This window comes from Corynebacterium meitnerae (genome assembly GCF_027570075.1).
GTDB classification, from domain to species: Bacteria; Actinomycetota; Actinomycetes; order Mycobacteriales; family Mycobacteriaceae; genus Corynebacterium; species Corynebacterium meitnerae.
Map to the genome: position 1 here is coordinate 20,878 of NZ_JAKMUS010000018.1, position 20,628 is coordinate 41,505.

Sequence of the window (20,628 nt, forward strand, 5' to 3'; positions counted from 1 at the left end):
GTAGAAGGAAGGACCTGTGGCACAGACGATGACCGAGGCAGAACTGATCACTTGGTTGCGGCAGTGGATTGCGGATGCCACGGGCACCAGCCTCGATGAGGTGGACCCGGCTGCGCCATTGGAGAACCTGGGTTTGTCCTCCCGCGACGTCATCGTCTTGTCCGGTGAGCTGGAGAACCTTCTGGATATCAAGCTGGATCCGACGGTGGCCTACCAGTTCCCCACAGTGGAGGCGCTGGCACATGGCCTGCTGGCCGGTACGGGTCTGTCCGGTGAGGCCAAGCCGGTGACCACCCGCCGCGCCACGGATGGTTCCGGGGATATTGCCGTGGTGGGTCGCGCGGGGCGCTTCCCCAAGGCCGGCAACCCGGATGAACTGTGGGACCTGTTTGTCACTGGCCAGAGTGTGACCGGTGAGCTGCCGGAAGGCCGCTGGTCTGAGTACTTGAGTGACCCGGTGATGGCCAAGAAGATGGAGGAGCAGAACCTCCAGGGCGGCTACTTGGATGACATCCGCACCTTTGACAACGAGTTCTTCGGCCTGTCCCCGCTGGAAGCCACCAACATGGACCCGCAGCAGCGCATCATGCTGGAGCTGGCGTGGGAAGCACTCGAAGATGCCAACCTGCCTGCCAGTGACCTGCGCGGGGAGTCCGTGGGTGTGTTCGTGGGTTCCTCCTCGAATGACTACGGAATGTTGGTTACGTCCGACCCGGCGTCCGCGCACCCGTATGCGCTGACGGGTACGGCAAGCTCGATCATTCCGAACCGTATTTCTTACGCCTTCGACTTCCGTGGCCCGAGTGTCAACGTGGACACCGCCTGCTCGTCTTCCCTGGTAGCGGTGCACCATGCTGTGCGCGCACTGCGCGATGGGGAAGCGGATGTGGCCCTGGCTGGTGGCGTGAACATTCTGGCGTCGCCGTTCATCTCCACTGCTTTCTCCGAGCTGGGCGTGATCAGCCCGACCGGCAAGATCAGCGCGTTCTCTGATGACGCGGATGGTTTTGTGCGTGCGGAGGCCGCCGGCTTCATCGTGCTCAAGCGCGTTGAGGACGCGATTGCGGATGGGGACGAAGTGCTCGCCGTGATCAAGGGTTCGGCGACGAACTCGGATGGCCACTCCAACGGCCTGACCGCCCCGAACCCGGAGGCACAGGTTGATGTGCTGCGCCGGGCGTACGCCGATGCTGGCGTGGATCCGGCAACGGTAGACCTAGTGGAGGCCCACGGTACGGGCACCGCGCTGGGTGACCCGATTGAGGCCACCGCCCTGGGCGAGGTCCTGGGCTCCGGTGCTGGCCGCCCGGATTCAGAGCCGCTGCTGTTGGGGTCGGCGAAGTCCACCATCGGCCACTCTGAATCCGCTGCTGGTGTGGTGGCCATGATCAAGGTCATCGACGCGCTGACGCATGACACGGTTCCGCCGACGGCGAACTTCACCGCGCCGAATAAGTACGTGGACTTTGACGCACAATCCATTGAGATCGTGGAAGATCCCCGCGAGTGGCCGCAGTACTCCGGCCGCCGCACCGCCGGTGTGTCCGGCTTTGGCTTCGGCGGCACGAACGCGCACGTGGTGCTCTCCGACTTTGATGCCGCTGATTACCAGGTAGATGCCGAAGCGCCGGCCGCGTTGATTGATCCGGAGAACCCGGATCTGGTGCTGTTGCCGGTCTCGGGCCTGTTGCCGTCGCGCCGCAAGGATGCGGCAGCCGTCATGGCAGAAGCACTGGAGAAGACCGGTGCCAAGACGGATCTGCGCGCGGTTGCCCGCACGCTGGCTGGCCGCAACCATGGCCGCTCCCGCGCCGTGGTCACCGCGTCCACCGTGGAAGAGGCCGTGAAGCGCCTGGGTTACGTCGCCCAGGGCAAGGCCACCCAGGGCGTGTACTCCGCTGATAGCCCGGCGGCCGCTGGCCCGGTGTTCGTCTACTCCGGCTTCGGTTCCCAGCACCGCAAGATGGCCAAGCGCCTGGTGGAGGTCTCCCCGCTGTTCCGCGAGCGGATCCAGGAGCTGGACAAGGTCGTTGCCTTTGAATCCGGCTGGTCCATGATGGACCTCATTCTTGACGACGAGCAGACCTACGACACCGAGACCGGCCAAGTCACCATCACCGCCATCCAAATCGCCGTGACGGACCTTCTGGCCAGCTACGGCATCACCCCGGCTGCCACGATGGGCATGTCCATGGGTGAGATGGCCGCGGCCTACGCCGCAGGTGGTCTGTCCGCCGAGGACGCCCTGACCATCGCGTGCGCCCGCGCCCGCCTCATGGGCGAGGGGGAGAAGCAGGTTGCTGGCACCGATGGTGAAGGTGCCATGGCCGTGGTGGAGTTGAGTCGGGAGCAGTTGGCGGAATTCGTCGATAAGCATCCTGAAGCTGCTGGCGTTGAGCCCGCTGTGTACGCGGGTCCGGGCATGACCACCGTGGGTGGGCCCGGCAAGGCCGTGGACTACCTGGTGGCGGCGCTGGAAGCCGAAGAGAAATTCGCGCGCAAGCTGCAGGTTCGCGGCGCGGGCCACACGAGCATGCTTGACCCGATCCTGGGTGAACTCGCCGGTGAGATCGCTGGCATTGAGCCGAAACCGCTGCGTATCACGCACTTTGGTTCCGTCGATGGCACGCACCGCCCGGGTGAGACCGTGCATGGCGTGGACTACTGGATCCGCATGACACGCCAGCCGGTCATGTTCCAGGACGCGACAGAGGCGGCTTTTGCTGCTGGTCACACCACATTGGTGGAGATTTCCCCGAACCCGGTGGCCATCATGGGCATGATGAACACCGCGTTTTCCGTGGGCAAGCCCGACGCGCAGCTGCTGTACTCCTTGAAGCGCAAGGAGAATGAGGTAGCCACCCTGCTGGACCTGGCCGCCAAGCTGTACGCACAGGGCATGCCGGTCGATCTCGCCGCCATCGCGGGTGCTGGTGCGCGCGCGGATCTGCCGCACACCCAGTTCAAGCGAAACGATCTGTGGACGGATGCTCGCCCCTCCGCGTCGGGTTCCGGCCCGCTGGGTGCGCGCGTGTCGCTTCCCGACGGGACCCTGGCCTACGCCACGCAAGCCGACCAGATCTACTCGGTCATGCAGCTCGTGGAGCTCGCCGCCGCTGACACTGACCCGAACGCGCGCGTTGTTGCCGCCGAAGAGCGCGCCACGCTGCCCGCGTCGGGCGAGCTCACCACCCTGGTCCGCCGGGGTCTCGGTGGTCTCACCGTCACGGTTCACAGTGGGGAAGCGCTCATCGCAGAAGGCTTTGCGACGACGCTAGACCTGGCCGCAACGCCCCTCCCCGGCGTGACCGACAACCCCCAGCCGCCGGAAGTGGTCGCTGCACGTGAGCAGGTCGAGGCTGGTATTCGCGGCGCCGTTGACGTGGAACCCGTCGTCTGGGACCCGGCCAAGGAAACGGTGGAGGAGCGCCTGCGCGCCATCGTGTCCGAATCCATGGGTTACGAGGTGGATGACCTGCCGGTGGAACTCCCACTCATCGACCTGGGCCTGGATTCCCTCATGGGCATGCGCATCAAGAACCGCGTGGAAAACGACTTCCAGATCCCGCCGCTGCAGCTCCAAGCACTTCGCGACGCCTCCGTCGCCGATGTCATCCAGATGGTGGAAGACGCGGTGGCTGGCCAGGCTGGCCAGCCACGGGAGACGGAAGCCGACCAGCCAGGGGAGACAGGAGAGACGGAAGCCGACCAGCCAGAAACTGACCAGCCCGCTACCGGCGTGGGTGTCGCCCCGCGTGATGCGTCCGAGCGCATGGTCTTCGGTGCGTGGGCGAAGTACGCCGGCGCAGCTGCTGCTGGTGTGACCTCGCCGCTGCCGAAGATCGACGAGAAGGTGGCCGGTGAGATCGCAGCGCACCTGACCGAGCGCTCTGGCATCGAGGTCACCGCGCAGCAGGTGCTGGACGCGGAGACCCTGGAACCGCTGGCCAACGTGGTGCGTGAAGGTTTGGAAACCCCGGTGGAGGGCAACGTCCGCGTGCTGCGCGCACGCACGGATGAGACCACGCCGTCGGTGTTCCTCTTCCACCCGGCTGGCGGATCGAACGTGGTCTACGAACCACTGACGCGCCGCCTGGCTGACAACGTTCCGGTCTACGGCCTAGAGCGCCTGGAGGGCAGCCTCGAGGACCGCGCCGCGGCCTACATCGAGGACATCGTGGAACTCGCCGCAGGCCAGCCGATCGTGTTGGCCGGCTGGTCCTTCGGCGGTGCGCTGGCCTACGAGGTGGCGCATCAACTACAGAACCGCGCCGGCTCCGGAGCTGGCGCGGATACTCCGAAGGTGAAGTTCATCGGTCTGCTGGACACCACGCAGCCGCGGAACCCAACGCCGGATACCCCGGAAAACGTCCGCGCACGCTGGGAGCGCTACGCCGCGTTTGCCAAGGACACCTACGGCCTGGACTTCGAGGTGCCGTACGAGCTCCTCGACACCGCCGGCGAGGACGCCCTGCTAACCATGCTGGGTGAGTTCCTGGCCACCACGGATGCCTCCGCGCACGGCCTGTCCGCCGGTGTGCTGGAACACCAGCGCGCCAGCTTTGTGGACAACCAGATCTTGGCCAAGGTGGATTTGGTAAAGTGGGCCGATGTTGATGTGCCGGTGCTTCTCTTCCGTGCGGAGGGTATGCACGAGGGTGCGATTATGCTGGAGCCTGCTTACGCAGATATCGCACCGGATGGTGGCTGGGCCGCCATCGTGGAAGATTTGACCATCGTGCAGCTGCCGGGTGATCACTTGGCGGTTGTGGATGAGCCGGCGGTGGGGATCGTCGGCAAGCATATGCAGGAGTGGATTAATGGCAACGACCGCTGAAAAACTCGCTGAACTGCGCGAACGTCTGGAGCGTGCGCAAGATCCGGGCTCGGAGCGCGCGCGAAAGAGGCGTGATGATGCCGGGCAGACCACCCCGCGTCAACGCATCAATGCGCTTCTCGACGAAGGGTCCTTCGTTGAAACCGGTGCCCTCGCCCGCACCCCCGGCGACCCGGACGCCGTGTACTCCGACGGTGTTGTCACCGGTTATGGGCGTATCGACGGCCGCCCGGTAGCCATCTACGCCCACGACAAGACCGTGTATGGCGGTTCCGTCGGCGTGACGTTTGGCCGCAAGGTTGTGGACGTGATGGAGATGGCCATCAAGATCGGCTGCCCCGTCATCGGTATTCAGGATTCGGGTGGTGCCCGTATTCAGGACGCGGTGACCTCCCTGGCCATGTACTCCGAGATTGCTCGCCGTCAGCTGCCGCTGTCCGGCCGCTCCCCGCAGATCTCCATCATGCTGGGTAAGTCCGCTGGTGGTGCGGTATATGCGCCGGTGACCACGGACTTCATCGTTGCGGTGGAAGGCCAGGCGGAGATGTACGTGACCGGCCCGGCCGTGATCCGTGAGGTGACCGGTGAGGACATTTCTTCCGCCGAGCTCGGCGGCGCCCTGCAGCAGGAGCAGAACGGCAACGTCTCCGTCACCGTGCAGTCTGAGGACGAGGCCTTCGACTTCGTCCGTGACCTGCTGGCACACCTGCCCACGAGCGCTTTTGACGAGCCGCCCGTTGCCTGGGCGCCCGCCGATGATGAGCTGGATGACTCCGCCCTCGACGAGTTCATGCCGGATGACACCAACGCCGGCTACGACATGATGGACCTGCTGGTTCAGCTCGGCGATGATGAGGATCTGCTGGAGATCCAGGAGAACTACGCCCCGAACCTCATCTGCGCCATTGGGCGAATTGACGGCCGCCCCGTCGGCTTCGTGGCCAACAACCCCATGCACTTCGCAGGCTGCATTGACGCCGATGCCGCCGATAAGGGCGCGCGCTTCATCCAGATCTGTGATGCCTACAACCTGCCCCTCATCTTCGTGGTGGACACCCCGGGCTACCTACCGGGCGTGGACCAAGAGAAGGTTGGCCTCATCCACCGCGGCGCCAAGCTGGCGTTCTCCGTGGTGCAGTCGACGGTGCCGAAAATCTCGCTCATCGTCCGCAAGGCCTACGGCGGTGCGTACGCCGTGATGGGGTCTAAGAACCTGACCGGTGACCTGAACTTCGCGTGGCCCACCGCGCAGATCGCCGTGATGGGTTCTGCCGCTGCTGCCGTGATGATTCAGGGCAAGCAGCTGGCAGCCATCGAGGATGAGACCCAGCGTGCGTACATGAAGAAGGTGTTCATGGACTTCTACGAGGAGAACATGACCTCCCCGTACGTGGCCACCGAACGTGGCTACTTGGATGCCATGATCCAGCCGTCCGAAACCCGTCTGACCCTGCGCCGGGCGCTCCGCCAGCTGTCCACTAAGTTTGATGAGGACCTGCCGAAGAAGCACAACATCCACCCGCTCTAAGCAGCGGTGTGTAACAGGCTGTGCTTCCCGGGCGATATCTGAAGAGTTAAGAGAACATCGCTTCGACCCCACTTAAGGAGGATCCCATGCTGAGCAGTGCTCTGGATCTGAGTGCCGAACTGATCAACTACATCGTGTGGCTTGTCCGTGCGATCGGCAACGGCCAGCTGCCGTTCTAATAGCGGCTTAAACAACCAAAAGGAGGCCCACTTGGCGTGATTTCCAGGTGGGCATTCGATTTTTCTGACGGTTCCGGGATTATGAACCGGCGTTCTCCCAGGTCGCGATTTTCGCGATGTCAGATTTCTCGGATGGCTACCGCTTAACCAGGTGGACGATCCCTCGCCACCCCAACATCAGCAGTGCCGACATCACGCTGGCCACGATGATGAAGGACCAGTGCGGGATCTGCTGGTTCCGGATTGCCCAGATGATCAGGCCGGTAGCCACGGTGATAAGCCAGATGACCCAGCCCTTGGCTTGCTTGATCACAAGCAGAGCAACAGCCCACGCCAGGCTCACGCCGAGGAGGAAGGGCCAGAGAGTCGACAGCCAACCAACAAAGTTCAGGGGCATCTCTTCGGTTTGGTGAGCGATGCGCGCTAGCAGGGCGAAAAGCGCGATGGCAACCGCATCAAGGGCAATGGCGGTGCTGGTGGGGGTGGAGTTTTTCATAGGCCTAAGCGTAGTCGGCTAAGAAGGGTCCGCTGCTGACCGGCCGAGCATGAAGCCTTTCCCGGCATAGGCGAATAGGTACACCACCCAGCCAATGGCGGTGACCAAAGCAAATGACACGATGCGGTAGATCAGGGTGGCGGCAGTGGCGTCGACGAGGGTGAGGCCGGTGGCTACCAGCGAGGCGGTGGCAATCGGTTCGACGGTGCCAATGCCGCCGGGGGTGATCTGGGCGGCGCCGGCCAGTTTGGTCATGATGAAGGCCAGGGTCACGCCCTGGATCGTGGTTTGATCGGGGCCGGCGGTGAAGCCGGGGAGGGTGCCGGTGATGGCGGAGATGGAGAAGTAGAGGGTGGCTACGTCGATGAGCTGATTGAACAGTGAGAACACTGCGGCGGCGATAAATCCGCGGGTGGTCATGCGGATATCGCCAAGCTGGGTGATCACCGGCAAGACGCGTTCGCGCACACGTGCGGGTAGGTAGCGGGTCCAGCGCTCGAGTACGGCGGGGTTGTACACGGCCCAGAACAGGCCGGCGATTGCGGCGATGGCCACGGCGAAGGAGCCGGCAAGCGCCCACATGGACAGGTTGGCGCCGAGGAAGATGGCGGCAGCGATGCCAATGACCACCATCCACACGGTGGAAAGCGCGCCGGAGATGACAAAGAACCAGCCGCACAGGCCGGTGGAGGCACCCCAGGAGCGGTGGACGCGGTAGGTCAGCCACGCGGACAGCGCGGGACCACCGGGGATGGTGGTGGACCACGCGTTGCTGGCCAGGGTAATGGTGGTGCAGTTGCCCATGTTCGCGCGTACATCTTTGGCGGCCAGCAGGATGCGCATCACGGCCGCCATGGACACGATGGCTAAGACCGCGCAGAGCACTGACGCCGCTACGTGCAAGGGGGCAGCGTGGCCCAGCACCGCGAAGGCCTCCCCGAGGAAGGGCAGCTGGTCGCGGAAGACCAGCCCCACGACAACTAGGACCGCGATGGGGGCGAGCCAGCGCACCCAGGAACGAAGATCAGCCATTCAGTCGGCGCATGAGCTCGTCGAAGGGGATGAGGTCGCTGTCCTCATCCACGCTCACACCGCTGCGGGCGTGCTGCGTGGCAAGGACGGTGTCGCCGATGGGGATGTCACCGGTGTGGGGGTGGGGGGTGTCGTCGTGAAGCGAACTGCCCTCCCCGAAGCTTTCGTACACGCGCTTGACCCAGCGGGGGGCCCACCAGTTGTCCTCGCGTAGCTCGTGCATGACGGCGGGGACGAGCAGCAGGCGGATGAGCGTGGCGTCGAGCGCGAGGGAGAAGATGAGGCCGAAGGAGATGTACTTCATCATCACGATCTCACTCATGGCAAACGCGCCTGCGACCACGATCATGATGAGCGCGGCCGCCGTAATAATTCCGCCGGTATGCGCGGTGCCGTATTTGATTGCATCGCTTGTCGACGCCCCCCGGTCCCGCGCCTCCACCATCCGGGAGACTAGGAACACCTCGTAGTCCGTGGACAGGCCGTAGAGAATCGCGATGATGAGCACCAGCACCGGACTCATGAGCGGGCCTGGGGTGAAGCCGAGCATGCCGGAGCCCACGCCGTCCACGAAGACGAGGGTGAGGAAGCCGAGCGTGGCGCCGATACCCAGGATGTTCATGATAACGGCCTTTGCCGGCAGGATCATGGAGCCGAAGAGCACCGCCATGAGCAGGAACGTGGCCACCACCATGTACACCGCCATCCACGGGAGGCGCTCCAGGAGGGCCTCGATGGATTCGATCTCCATGGCGGGGGTGCCGGCGATGTAGAGGTTCACGCCTTCTGGCGCTTCGATGGCGCGGAGTTGGTCAATGACCTCCTCGCCGCCATTGCGGTCTGCCAGGGTGCCAGAGAGCACCGTCGTGCCGTCCTTGGTGGCCTGCGACGGTGCCATGGGGGAGGCCAGGCCGGTGACTTGGCGGGTCTGCATGACCACGTCCACCAGCTGTTTGTTGTCTGCGCCGGTGACCACGAGCTTCACCGGGTCCGTGCGGAAGGCGGGGAAGGTCTCGTTGAAATCATCCTGTGCCTGGCGGACGGTGTTGGCCGGTGGCAGGTAGGACTCGTTGATACCGCCGAAGGTGATACCCACGATGGGGATGGTCAGCGCCAACAGGGCACCGGCCACACCGACGATGACGGGCTTGGAGTGACGCATGGCCCAGGCGGGGATCTTGAACCAGATCGTGTCCTCGAGCCGTCGTGCCGTGCGGCTGGTGCGGCGGACGGACCACTTATCGATGTTGTGCCCCAACAACCCGAACATCGCCGGCAGCACCGCCACCGAGATCACGGCCGCGAACAGCACGGCACTGATCGCGCCGTAGGCCACGGATTTGAGGAAGGCCTGCGGGAACATGAGCAGACCTGACAGTGCCACGCCGATCATGAGGGCGGAGAAGAATACCGTCTTACCCGCCGTGGTGGTGGTTTCCGCCACGGCATCTTCGATGGATCTGCCCTTATCCAGCTCCTCGCGGAAGCGGGAGACCATGAACAAGCCGTAGTCGATGGCCAGGCCCAGACCCAGCAGCGTGATGATGGACTGGGAGAACACGTTGACCTGCTGGACCTGCGCCAGGATGGACAGGATGGACAGCGAGCCAATGATGGAGAGCACGCCCACGATCAGCGGCATCGCCGCCGCGATGACACCGCCGAAGACGAACAGCAGGATCACGGCCACAAAAACCAGGCCGACTTTTTCTGCGCGGGCAATATCGTCGGCCATGCCACGGTCCAAAGCGTCCGCGACGGCGGTGGCGCCAGCCACCTGCACTTCGGCGCCCGGGATCTCAATGGCCTCCAGCTGTTCCTGCAGCGCCCGGAAGTCCTTGAGCGTCTGCTCACCGTCACCGGCCAGCCCGATGGCGGCGAAGGCCTTCGTCCTGTCCGGGGAGATCAGCTGTGGATTCTGGGTGGCAAAATAGCTGGTCACATGGGCAACTTCGGGGCGGTCCTTGAGTTTGGAGATCTGCTCGTTGGCAGAGGCCACCACCGCCGGGTCCGTGACATTGCCACTGACCAACAAGATCACGTCGCCGGCGTTATCGCGGCCGAACGTCTCCTCCTCAATCACCGCAGCGGTGGTGGAATCCGCGTGCGGATCCTCCCAGCCCTCCTGCGACAGGCGCTCGCCGAGCTTGGCTCCCCACAGCACCTGCATGAGGATGATCAGGGCGATAATCACCACCGGAATGATCTTGCGGTGCCGGTAGGCGGCACGGCCCCACCTGTAGAACATGCGTCTCCTAGTTCTTGATCAAGGCGCTCAGCGGGCGGAACGGCTGCAGCCACGCACCATCATCCGGCAGCTGGTCCAGGTTGACGCGCGGCAGTGGCTCGCGGAATACGCCAGGAATGTCCTCTAAGTCTACGAACGTGATGTCCGGTGCGGTGACTGCCCAGCTGGCGTGTTCGTGAAAACCGATGACGGTGACAGGGATTCCATCGACCGCAAGCTCCTCGAGCAGGTGTTGGAAATTCTGCCCATCGGCGGACGCAACCACTACTCCGCGCAGCACGCCTTCGTCGCGGCGGCGGGTGATGTGGGTGATCATGTCCGCATCCACATCCGAATCCTCATCCGCCTTCGGCTTGGCAAAGACGGCGAAACCAACGTTGCGCAGCGCCTCCACCCAGGGGCGCACAACATCGGCGGAACCGGGCGTGACATTGGTGAACACGGTTGCTTCCGGCTCCACCTCACCCGGCATGTCCAGTGCGCGGTGGACCAGCCAGCGGCCAATCGCGTCAAAGCGCGGACGGTAGGCCGCAGTTGGGCGGCCACCCAGGATGGCGCCGAGCCCCATGTCCAAGTTCGGTGCGTCCCACACCAGCAGCAAGCTATCTGGGCCGGCATCCGCGCCGGGGGCATAGGAGTGGATCAGGGTATGTACGTCTGTCATTTTTTCACCCAGAGGTATTCAGAAATCACGTGCTCTTTATCCAGGCCTTTGCCCTCAAACTTGGTGATCACCTGGCGGCCGGTCAGGATGGGGGCATTCTCCCACGGCCAACCCTTGTATTCCAGCATCGGCTCCACCTCAACCAGCTCATTGATCCACTCGGCGTAGTCCGCATGGTCGGTGGCCACGTGCAGCACACCGCCCGGCTTCAGGCGGGTGGCAATGAGGTTGAGCGTGCCCGACTGGATGATGCGGCGCTTGTGGTGCCGCGCCTTCGGCCACGGGTCCGGGAAGAAAATGCGCGCGCCATCGAGGGATTCCGGCGGGAACATGCGGGCAAGCACCTCCACGCCGTCGCCACGCACCATGCGGATGTTCTCAATCCCGCCGCGCACGACAGAGCCCAGCAACTTCGCCAGACCCGGCTTGTACAGCTCCACCGCGATCACGTTCGTGTCCTTCTCCAGCGGCGCCATCGCCGCGGTGGACGTGCCTGTTCCGGAGCCAATTTCCACGATGGTTTTGTGGCCGCTGCGGCCAAACCATTCATCAATATCAATGGTCTGATCCTCATCGGAATGGGTGAGGATGCGGCCGAGGCGGGGCCACCATTCGTCGAAAAGCTGCTCCTGATTAGGCGTGAGCGTGCCGCGACGGAAAGTGACGGCGCCAAGCCGTGGATAATCCAGGCCCGTATCAAACTCAGTTTGTGGGGGCCGGCCGTGTGGGAGTTCACCGAGAGATTCATTCACGCACGCCATTGTCGCAGCTTTTGGCGCGATCCCCCGCAAAGGGGCAATAAAGACAAAAACATGCACGCATCGCGCGCTCAGACCTCACATACCATCCGCGCGGCAGAAATTAGGGCAATCAAAGCTGCTTATCGACGTTTTCTCCCCCGCTTCCGCCACCCCCAATAGCCACCCTTTCGGGGGTGGAGCGCGTGTGACATCCCAGCTGTTTCTTGGGGACTTTCTGATGCCCAGCGGGTGGAGGTAACACTTCGATACTCTGAAAGGGAAGAATGAACTGGGTAGTCGCCGATCAATGAGGAGAATGTATGACCGCCGTAGTGAAGGGTCTTCAGGGGCAGGCCCCCACCGAAAACGAACAGCTGATTGAGTGGATTAATGACGCTGTGGAGCTGTTCCAGCCGGAGCAGGTCGTCTTCGCCGATGGTTCGGACGCCGAGTGGGATCGACTCGCCGCTGAACTGGTGGAAAAGGGCACGCTGATCAAGCTGAACGAGGACAAGCGCCCGAACAGCTTCCTCGCTCGCTCCCACCCGTCCGACGTGGCACGCGTGGAATCCCGCACCTTCATCGCCAGCGAGAAGGAAGAGGATGCTGGCCCGACCAACAACTGGGTCGAGCCGAGCGCACTTAAGGCCGAGATGACCGAGCACTTCCGTGGCGCCATGAAGGGCCGCACCATGTACGTGGTGCCGTTCTGCATGGGCCCAATTTCCGACCCGGAGCCGAAGCTCGGCGTGCAGCTGACGGACTCCGCATACGTGGTCATGTCCATGCGGATCATGACGCGAATGGGCCAGGAAGCCCTGGACAAGATTGGCAAGGACGGCGACTTTGTCCGTTGCCTCCACTCCATCGGTGCGCCGCTGGAGCCGGGCCAGGAAGACGTGGCATGGCCGTGCAATGACACCAAGTACATCTCCCAGTTCCCGGAGACCAAGGAGATCTGGTCCTACGGTTCCGGCTATGGCGGCAACGCCATCCTGGCGAAGAAGTGCTACGCCCTGCGCATCGCATCCGTCATGGGCCGCGAAGAGGGCTGGATGGCGGAGCACATGCTCATCCTCAAGCTCACCGACCCGAACGGCAAGGCGTACCACATCGCGGCAGCATTCCCGTCTGCCTGCGGTAAGACCAACCTGGCCATGATCACCCCGACCATTGAGGGCTGGACCTCTGAGGTCGTCGGCGATGACATTGCATGGCTGAAGCTGCGCGAGGATGGCCTCTACGCAGTCAACCCGGAGAACGGCTTCTTCGGCGTTGCCCCGGGCACCAACTACGAGTCCAACCCGATTGCTATGCGCACCATGGAGCCGGGCAACACCCTGTTCACCAACGTCGCGCTGACTGATGACGGCGATGTCTGGTGGGAGGACATGGACGGCGAGGTGCCGGCGCACCTCATCGACTGGCAGGGCAATGACTGGACCCCTGAGTCCAGCACCCCGGCTGCTCACCCGAACTCCCGCTACTGCGTGGCCATTTCCCAGTGCCCGACCGCTGCACCGGAGTTCGACGACTGGAAGGGCGTCAAGCTCGACGCCATCCTCTTTGGTGGCCGCCGTCCGTCCACCATTCCGCTGGTCACCCAGGCACGCGACTGGAACCACGGCGCTATGATCGGCTCCCTGCTGGCTTCCGGCCAGACCGCTGCTTCCCTGGAAGCAAAGGTTGGCTCCCTGCGCCACGACCCGTTCGCGATGCTCCCGTTCATCGGCTACAACGTCGGCGACTACATCCAGAACTGGATCGACCGTGGTGCTGAGGGCGGCGACCGCATGCCGGCCATCTTCCTGGTCAACTGGTTCCGCCGCGGCGAGGACGGCCGCTTCCTGTGGCCGGGCTTCGGCGACAACTCCCGCGTGCTCAAGTGGGTCATCGACCGCATTGAGGGCCGCGTCGAGGCTGACGACACCGTCGTTGGTCAGGTTGCCCGTGCTGAGGACCTGGACCTCACCGGCCTGGACACCCCGGTCGAGGACGTCCGCGAGGCACTCGCCGTCAACCCGGCCGAGTTCGAAGCCGAGTTCGCTGAGGGTGAGGAGTACCTCAAGACCCTGGGCGACCGCATCCCGAAGGAAATCTTCGACGAGCTGGAGAAGTCCAAGGCGAAGATTTAAACGCTTGCGCGTTTAAAGGGACTGAGGAGGGCCCGGCGCTGTTAGTTCAGTGCTCGGGCCCTCTTTTTGGTCGCCCACCGATCGTCGGGTGCACTCAACTTTCGAAAGTTGGTAGCAGTCCTGGGGTTTTAGAGGGGTTGTGCACGATTTTGGAAAATGGTGCACGAGGGGAAGCGGGGTGAGGGAAGCGCGGCCGGGGTTCTGCCCATAAGATCAGCGTATGGCTACTCAGGCTCTTCAGGCACGGGCGCTGACCTACAAGCGCCAGAAGGAACAGTCGGCGGCAGTGCGCCTCCTGCACGCTGACCACGCGCCTGTGGTCCTGGCCTTGATCGCTGATTACTTCCCGCGCGGCGCCGAGCCGAGGCCTGCCAGCGAAGTCTATGAGCGGATGGCCGCCGATTTTGCGCTGCTGCGCGACACCTTTGACCTGCCTAAAACCCCGCAGGCGTACTGCAATGATTGGGTGAAGGCGGGGTGGCTGGTCCGCAAATCGGGCACCAAGGTGACAGGCGAGACGCTGGAGCCGAGCGAGGACGGGCTGCTGGCGCTGCAGATGATGGACCGGGTTGGGGGTCCGTATTCGGCGGTGACGGCGAGTAGGGTGGCGTCGATAAGCAATGCTTTGCAGGACCTCGCGCGGGACACGGACCCGAATATTGCGACGCGTCTGGAACATCTGTATCGGCAGCGTGAGCGCGTGGATGAGCTGATAGCGAGTGTGGAGCGCGGCGAGTTTGAACTGCCCTCGAATGCGAGCGTGCAGGAGCGGGTGGGCGATATTTTGGGCATGGCGTCGGCGATCCCGAGTGATTTTGCGCGTGTGCGGCATCAGTTGGAGGTGCTGAACCTGGATTTGCGTAGGCAGCTGCTGGATCCGGAGGGTAACCGGGGTGATGTGCTGGCGGAGATTTTCGCTGGGGTGGATGTCATTTCGGAGTCGGATGCGGGGCGCAGCTTTAACGGTTTCTACCGGATGGTTGTGGACGCGGAGCATGGCGCGTGGGTGGAGTCCTGGATCGCGGAGATCTTGGAGCGGGTGGACGCTGATGTGATGGATCAAAAGACGCGTTCGCAGTTCAGGAATCTTTTCCGGCACCTGGAAGAAGCAGGTTATGAGGTCAATCGGATGATGACCAGGCTGGCGCGGAACCTGCGCAACTACGTGTCGAGTGAGCAGTTCGCGGAGGACCGCCGGATGATTGAGCTGCTGCGAGACACGCGCAAGCTTGCGGCGGATGCGGCGGAGGCCGAGGAGCTTTCGCCGACGAAGCGGATGGCCACGCCATTGCAGCGGATCGGCATGGCCGTCAATTCGGTCGCCCAGATCAAGTTGGCGGATCCGGGGGCGGAGGTGATCACGTCGGATGTGGAGCGCTTCGAAGCCACGGAGGGCGATGCGGAGGCGCTGCTTGAGCTCGTGCGCGAGTCAGAGATCGACCTTGAGGAGCTTTCCGGCGCAATCGCTGAGGCCGTCCACAAACAGGGCAAACCCTCTATCGCGGATGTGCTGACGCATCATCCCGCGACGCAGGGCCTGGCATCGGTGGTGGGTTTGGTCTACTTGGCTATGCGGTTTGGCGTTTCGCTGGACGGGCGCGAGACGGTTCGCTTTGAGGAGGAAGACGGGGCTGTGCGCGTGGCAGCGATCCCGTTGTGGACCTTTGACACCACATCAGTAGAGGAGATGCGATGACGGAAGCGTTGTGGAGCGGCGACACGGGGACGTTGTCTTATGAGTCGCGGCGGGCGCTGGTGGACCTGCTCAAAGGGCCGTTGATCAGTGCAGACAGGAAGAAGGACACGTGGAATGCCATCTTGAGCGACAAAGAGGCGTTGCGTAGCTGGCTGCACGATGTGTTCCTGGAGCTGGTCATTGATGAGGAGGCCGGCATCGCGTTCACCCGGCACGTTCGCCCGGACAACGACGATGTGCATGTTCCGCCGGTGCTCCGCACGGATTCCCTGACGCACCTGCAAACGGCGATTCTCCTGCAGCTGCGCCACGAGCTGGGCATGAGTACGCCGGGTGAGCGCGTGGTGGTGGGTGAGGATGAGCTGTACACCGCGATTGGGTACGTCCGGGCCGTGGATAACCGCGATGAGGCTGGGTTTAAGCGCCGCTTTGATGCGGCGATCAACACGATCAAGAACAAGTACAGCCTGCTCACGGAGACAGAGACAGACGGCCGCTATGTGGTCTCACCGGTGCTACGCCACATTTTCGACGCGGACACGGTCTACGCGTTGCGCCAGGAGTACCTGCGCTTGGCCGGGGTAGAAGAGGCTGAAGGAGAAGATAAGTGACCGAGCAATTCAGGTTGGCGCGCGTACAGCTGGTGAACTGGGGGACGTTCCACGGCTACTTTGACATCCCCGTGGGCCAGAAAGGTTTCCTCATTACGGGTGCGTCGGGCTCGGGCAAGTCCACGCTTATCGACGCCTTCTCCACCATCCTCGTCCCTCAATCCAAAATCCGCTACAACGCGGCGGCGCAGCAGGACACGACCCGCGTTCGGGGCCGCAGCCGCGTGTCCTACATCCGCGGTGCGTGGCGCCGAAGCGAAGACCCGGCCACGGGCGAGATCCGGAGCCAGTACCTGCGTGAAGGCGCCACCGCGACCGTTGTTGCGATGACGTATCGCAGCAAGAGCAAGACGTACACCTTGGTGGCGATTTTCCGCCTCAACGCCGGGCAGAATTCCGAAGACCAGGTGAAAACGCTCTACGGGATCTTCCCGGACGAGGTGGATGTGGATACGTTCATGCCGCACCTGATGAACTCACTGGACAAGCGCAAACTGGAGCAACAGTTCAAAACAGCCAGCAACGATGTGACGTTCACGGACCAGTATTCGGTGTTTGCTAACCGTTTCCGCACGCGCCTGGGCATTGACAGTGAGGACGCGCAGATGCTGCTACACCGGACGCAGTCCGCGAAGTCCCTGCGCAGCATGGACGAACTCTTCCGGGATTACATGCTAGAAAAACCGTTGACGTTTGAGTTGGCAAAGGAAGCCGTGGCCACCCACGGTGACTTGCGGTATGCCTACGAGCGTTTGGAGGACCTCAACTGCCAGATTGAAGCCCTGGCACCGCTGCCCGGTTTGCAGCATTCGCTCGAGGAGGCACAGGCTCAACGAGCACATGCGGAGGGGTTGGCGGAAGCGTTGCCGTGGGTACGCAGGGCGATAGAGGCGGCTGAGCTGCGCGATGCCATCACGACCTATAACGCTCAACGCGAAGCCGTCAAGGTTCAAGAAAGCGCACTTAGCCAGCGCAAAGAGTCACAGCAGGCCGCTGTACAGCGTGCCTACGCGAAGCTTGGGGGCATTCAGGGAGAGGGCATCAAGTCACTCCGTGATCGCATCGACCGTGAGCAGGAGGTGCTTCAGGCGCGCACGGCGAAAGCCACGCAGCTGCAGCAGATCCTTGGCGTTGATGAGCTGACCACGGAGCGCTTCGCCGAGCTGAAGGCGCAGGCGCGCCGCGAGCTTGAGGAAGGGCCCGCCGAGCGCGAAGCTTTGGACGCCACGTGGTCTGACGCCCGCGCAGAGAAGCGGCAGCTTGAGCAGCAGGAACAAGCCATCGAGCAGGAGCTCGTGGGGCTCGGTAAGCGTGAGAACAACATCGACCAAGGTTTCATCGACCTGCGCGCGCAGATGTGCTACGACACGAACATCGATGCCCAAGAGCTCCCGTTCGTGGGCGAGCTGATTGACGTGCTGGACAGCGAGGCCGAGTGGGAGCCGGTGATTCAACGCCTGCTGTCCAACTTTGCCATCACGCTGCTGGTTCCCGAGGAGCACGAGCGCGCGGTGAACAGCTGGGTCAACAGCCGAGCACTGGGCCGCAGGTTGGAGTACCGCACCGTGCCAGCTGGCGCGACGCACCCGAGGCGGCCGAAGAACACCGCCAGCCTGTTCCATAAGATCCGGGTGGTCAAAGGCGCGATGCGGCCCTGGCTGGAACAAGTCCTGGCCAGCACCTTTGATTACGCGCTCGTGCGCACCGTCGAGGAACTGGAGCAGCAAACCCAGCGCGCAGCAACCATCGACGGCCTGGAGCGCAACGTGCGCGACCACACCAAGTCCACGCGCTACGTCAAAGACGATCGCCGCCGGCTCGGCCAGCGCCGCGATTACCGTTTGGGTTCCTCCAACCACGCCAAGGTGGAATTGCTGCGCCAGGCGCTGAAGGAGGCACGCCAGGAAACGACTGCCGCCCACCACCGCGTCCAGGAACTGCAGCGTAAGCGCGACAGCCTGCAGCATCGCCTGGAGCAGGTGAAGCTGATCGCGGAGACGGAGTGGGAGGAGGTGGACCACGGGGGCGTCGAAAAGCAATTGGCGCAGCTGCGTGGGGAGCTTGACCTGCTCATGTCATCGCCTGAGCTCCAGGAGCTGAACAAGGCCTACGAGGAGGCTTCTAGGGCTCTGGAGGCCACCGAAGAGGAGCTGCAGAAGGTGCGGCGCCAGATCACTGTCGCTGAGACCAGCATTGAGGCTGCTCAGGCGCGGTTGGCGGAGGTGGAGATCAACGTCGAGGTCGATCCGGACCTTTTCCAAGAGCTAGAAACCAAACTGCGAAGCCGCAAGCGCCGCCTCACGCGCGAGAACATCAATTCGCTTTCCGACGAAGTCCAAGCCGAACTCGACACCACCCTCAAACGCGCCGCCCAAGCGATAACCAGCACGAACACCAAGATTGGCAACATCTTGACCAGCTACCTCGCCGGGTGGCCCGCTGAATCCGCGGAGCTGCGCGCGGAGCCGGAGTTCGCGGGCGAGGCAATCAACCGCCTCGAAGCGCTACGCGCGGACCGCCTGCCGGAGTTCCGCGGCCGCTTCCTCGATCTGCTCAACGGCCAGTCCGTCATGCACCTGAGCCACATTTCCACCCAGCTTGCGCGGGCAAAGGGGGATATTGAAACGAACCTTGGTCCGATCAATGCGTCCTTGAAACGCTCCCCGTACACCCCCGACGGTGGTGGCCGCTACCTGCAGATAGAGGTCCGCGATAACCGTGGCCCCGAAGTCCGCGAATTCCAGCAGGACCTGCGTGAAGCAACCGCTGGTAGTCTGAGTGCCGCCGACGAGCGGGAGGCGATCGCGCGATACCACCGGTTGGCGAAGATCATGGACCGCCTGGCCTCATCGGAGAGCGCAGATGTCCGTTGGCAAAACCTTGTGTTGGATACTCGCCGGCACGTGAAGTTCGTGGGCAACGAGATTGATTCGGACGGTGAGGTGTACAACACCCACGTCGACTCCGCGTCCTTGTCCGGCGGGCAGGCGCAGAAGCTCGTGTTCTTCTGTCTCGCGGCGGCCCTGCGCTATCGCCTCGCGGGTGTGGACGCGGATGTGCCTACCTACGCCACCGTCGTCCTCGACGAGGCCTTCGACCGCGCAGACCCCACCTTCACCCGCACCGCCATGGATGTGTTCACCAGTTTTGGGTTCCACATGATCCTGGCCACACCCATGAAGTTGATCAAGACGCTGTCGCCCTACGTGGACGGGACCATCGTGGTCAATTACGCCGAAACGCCGCAGGCGCGGTCCACCTTTGAGTTCATCGATACCCACGTTGGATAGTGCCTGATGCGTTTACCTGACCAGCTTCCGTTGCACCTCAACATGGAGCGTGCGCTGTTGGGTTCGGGCTCGCCCGGCTCGATTCCCCTTCATCCGCCGACCGCCAAGCGTGTGCTGGCGGATACCGCTTCTGCCACCTCGTTTGTCCGCGCGTGGCAAGCCTACGAGCCCCAAGCGGAAGTGGAATGGGCCACCCGCCGTTGGGCGCACCTGGGGCAGCAGAGCGTGCCAGTTCGCGTGCATATTGGCAGTTGGGAGCGGGTGGCGGAGCTCACCGGGCAGGCGGCCACGTTGGCGTTGGCGCGCTCGCGCTTTGCTGCGCTTCTGGCGCTGTTCCCGTTTTCGCCGGGCTTGCCTGGATTTCAGGCGGCCGCCGCGCGTAGTCACACCGCTTGGCTGCCCATGGAGGACGCGGATTTCACCCGCCTGCTCAGTGTTCTGACCTGGCTGTATGCCCACCCCGCTTCCGGCCTGCGCCCGCGTGCCGTGCCCGTCGAAGGCGTGGACACCAAGTGGATCGACTGCCACCAGGGACTCCTCTTGCGCCTGCTCAAACCACTCGGCTACGCCAGCTTGGGGCTTTCGCTTACCGACGCCACCCTCCGCCTCCGCTTCCTCGACCCCTCCCTCGCCCCCACCCCAGAACTCCTGGACATTGCCGTGCCGGTTAATGCTTTGCGGCTTCCCCACGGTTTGACGGTGGTGATCGCGGAAAACAAGGAGACCTTCCTCGCACTGCCGCAGGCTCCCATCGGGTCCAACGCCGTCCTGGTGTTCGGGGCGGGCTACAGCGGGACGCAGCTGGCGCAGCTTGATTGGATTCGCGCCGCCAACGTCCTGTACTGGGGCGATGCGGATGCGGACGGCTACGCCATCCTCAACGCGCTACGCAGCCACATGCCGGTGCCGGGGGCTGTGCGGAGTGTTGCGATGGATAGTGGGACCGTCGAAAAGTTTCTGCACTTGTCGGTGGCGGACCCGGGCGACCCCACCCGCCACCTGCCACACCTCACCGAGGAAGAGGAGAACGCCCGTCGTCTCCTGGTCACCCGCGGAAACCGCCGGCTGGAGCAGGAGCGAGTGTCACTGGATTGGGCTCTGGCCCAGGACGCCTTCGCCGCGATTTGGGGCTAGTGCACTCAACTTTCGAAAGTTGGTAGCAGTCCTGGGGT

Annotated in this window: 12 protein-coding genes; 7 read left to right on the forward strand and 5 right to left on the reverse strand. The window is 63.4% G+C overall.

Going from position 1 to position 20,628, the window contains the following annotated elements; all coding sequences use genetic code 11:
- Positions 1-28: 28 nt before the first annotated feature.
- Both pks13 and L8U60_RS09560 read left to right on the forward strand, forming a co-directional pair.
- Positions 29-4,837, forward strand: a complete 4,809-nt coding sequence (gene pks13, locus L8U60_RS09555) for a polyketide synthase Pks13 (protein ID WP_269966154.1) — start codon at positions 29-31, stop codon at positions 4,835-4,837.
- A complete protein-coding gene (locus L8U60_RS09560) occupies positions 4,821-6,365 on the forward strand; it encodes an acyl-CoA carboxylase subunit beta (RefSeq protein WP_269966143.1) in 1,545 nt (514 codons plus the stop codon). Before pks13 ends, L8U60_RS09560 begins: the two co-directional genes overlap by 17 nt.
- Before the next feature lie 315 nt (positions 6,366-6,680).
- On the opposite strand, the gene L8U60_RS09565 is transcribed toward L8U60_RS09560, so the two are convergent.
- From L8U60_RS09565 to trmB, 5 genes are read right to left on the reverse strand one after another with little or no spacing between them, the layout of a single operon-like run.
- Positions 6,681-7,040, reverse strand: a complete 360-nt coding sequence (locus L8U60_RS09565) for a DUF3054 domain-containing protein (RefSeq protein WP_269966144.1) — start codon at positions 7,038-7,040, stop codon at positions 6,681-6,683.
- Between the two features lie 18 nt (positions 7,041-7,058).
- On the reverse strand, positions 7,059-8,072 hold the full coding sequence (locus L8U60_RS09570) for a lysylphosphatidylglycerol synthase transmembrane domain-containing protein (RefSeq protein WP_269966145.1): 1,014 nt from the start codon (positions 8,070-8,072) through the stop codon (positions 7,059-7,061).
- Entirely contained in the window at positions 8,065-10,320 is a 2,256-nt protein-coding gene (locus tag L8U60_RS09575; protein WP_269966146.1) for an MMPL family transporter, read from the reverse strand. Before L8U60_RS09575 ends, L8U60_RS09570 begins: the two co-directional genes overlap by 8 nt.
- A 7-nt stretch (positions 10,321-10,327) precedes the next feature.
- On the reverse strand, positions 10,328-10,984 hold the full coding sequence (locus L8U60_RS09580) for an NYN domain-containing protein (RefSeq protein ID WP_269966147.1): 657 nt from the start codon (positions 10,982-10,984) through the stop codon (positions 10,328-10,330).
- Positions 10,981-11,745 carry a tRNA (guanosine(46)-N7)-methyltransferase TrmB gene (gene trmB / locus L8U60_RS09585; protein WP_269966148.1) on the reverse strand — a complete coding sequence of 255 codons (765 nt, stop codon included), beginning with the start codon at positions 11,743-11,745 and terminating at the stop codon, positions 10,981-10,983. Before trmB ends, L8U60_RS09580 begins: the two co-directional genes overlap by 4 nt.
- Before the next feature lie 299 nt (positions 11,746-12,044).
- Between trmB and L8U60_RS09590 the strand changes: the two genes are divergently transcribed.
- The 5 genes from L8U60_RS09590 to L8U60_RS09610 all read left to right on the forward strand — a co-directional run bounded on the left by L8U60_RS09590 (position 12,045) and on the right by L8U60_RS09610 (position 20,590).
- The gene (locus L8U60_RS09590) at positions 12,045-13,859 is read left to right on the forward strand and encodes a phosphoenolpyruvate carboxykinase (GTP) (RefSeq protein WP_269966149.1); all 1,815 of its coding nucleotides are present in this window, start codon (positions 12,045-12,047) and stop codon (positions 13,857-13,859) included.
- Positions 13,860-14,079: 220 nt separating this feature from the next.
- Positions 14,080-15,555: a DUF3375 domain-containing protein gene (locus L8U60_RS09595; protein WP_269966150.1), complete on the forward strand. Its 1,476-nt coding sequence runs from the start codon at positions 14,080-14,082 to the stop codon at positions 15,553-15,555.
- The gene (locus tag L8U60_RS09600; protein ID WP_269966151.1) at positions 15,552-16,166 is read left to right on the forward strand and encodes a DUF4194 domain-containing protein; all 615 of its coding nucleotides are present in this window, start codon (positions 15,552-15,554) and stop codon (positions 16,164-16,166) included. The genes L8U60_RS09595 and L8U60_RS09600 overlap by 4 nt, the downstream gene beginning before the upstream one ends.
- Positions 16,163-19,456, forward strand: a complete 3,294-nt coding sequence (locus L8U60_RS09605; RefSeq protein ID WP_269966152.1) for an ATP-binding protein — start codon at positions 16,163-16,165, stop codon at positions 19,454-19,456. The genes L8U60_RS09600 and L8U60_RS09605 overlap by 4 nt, the downstream gene beginning before the upstream one ends.
- 6 nt (positions 19,457-19,462) lie before the next feature.
- Complete coding sequence (locus L8U60_RS09610; RefSeq protein WP_269966153.1) at positions 19,463-20,590, forward strand: DUF3322 domain-containing protein; 1,128 nt, start codon at positions 19,463-19,465, stop codon at positions 20,588-20,590.
- The last annotated feature ends 38 nt before the right edge of the window (positions 20,591-20,628 follow it).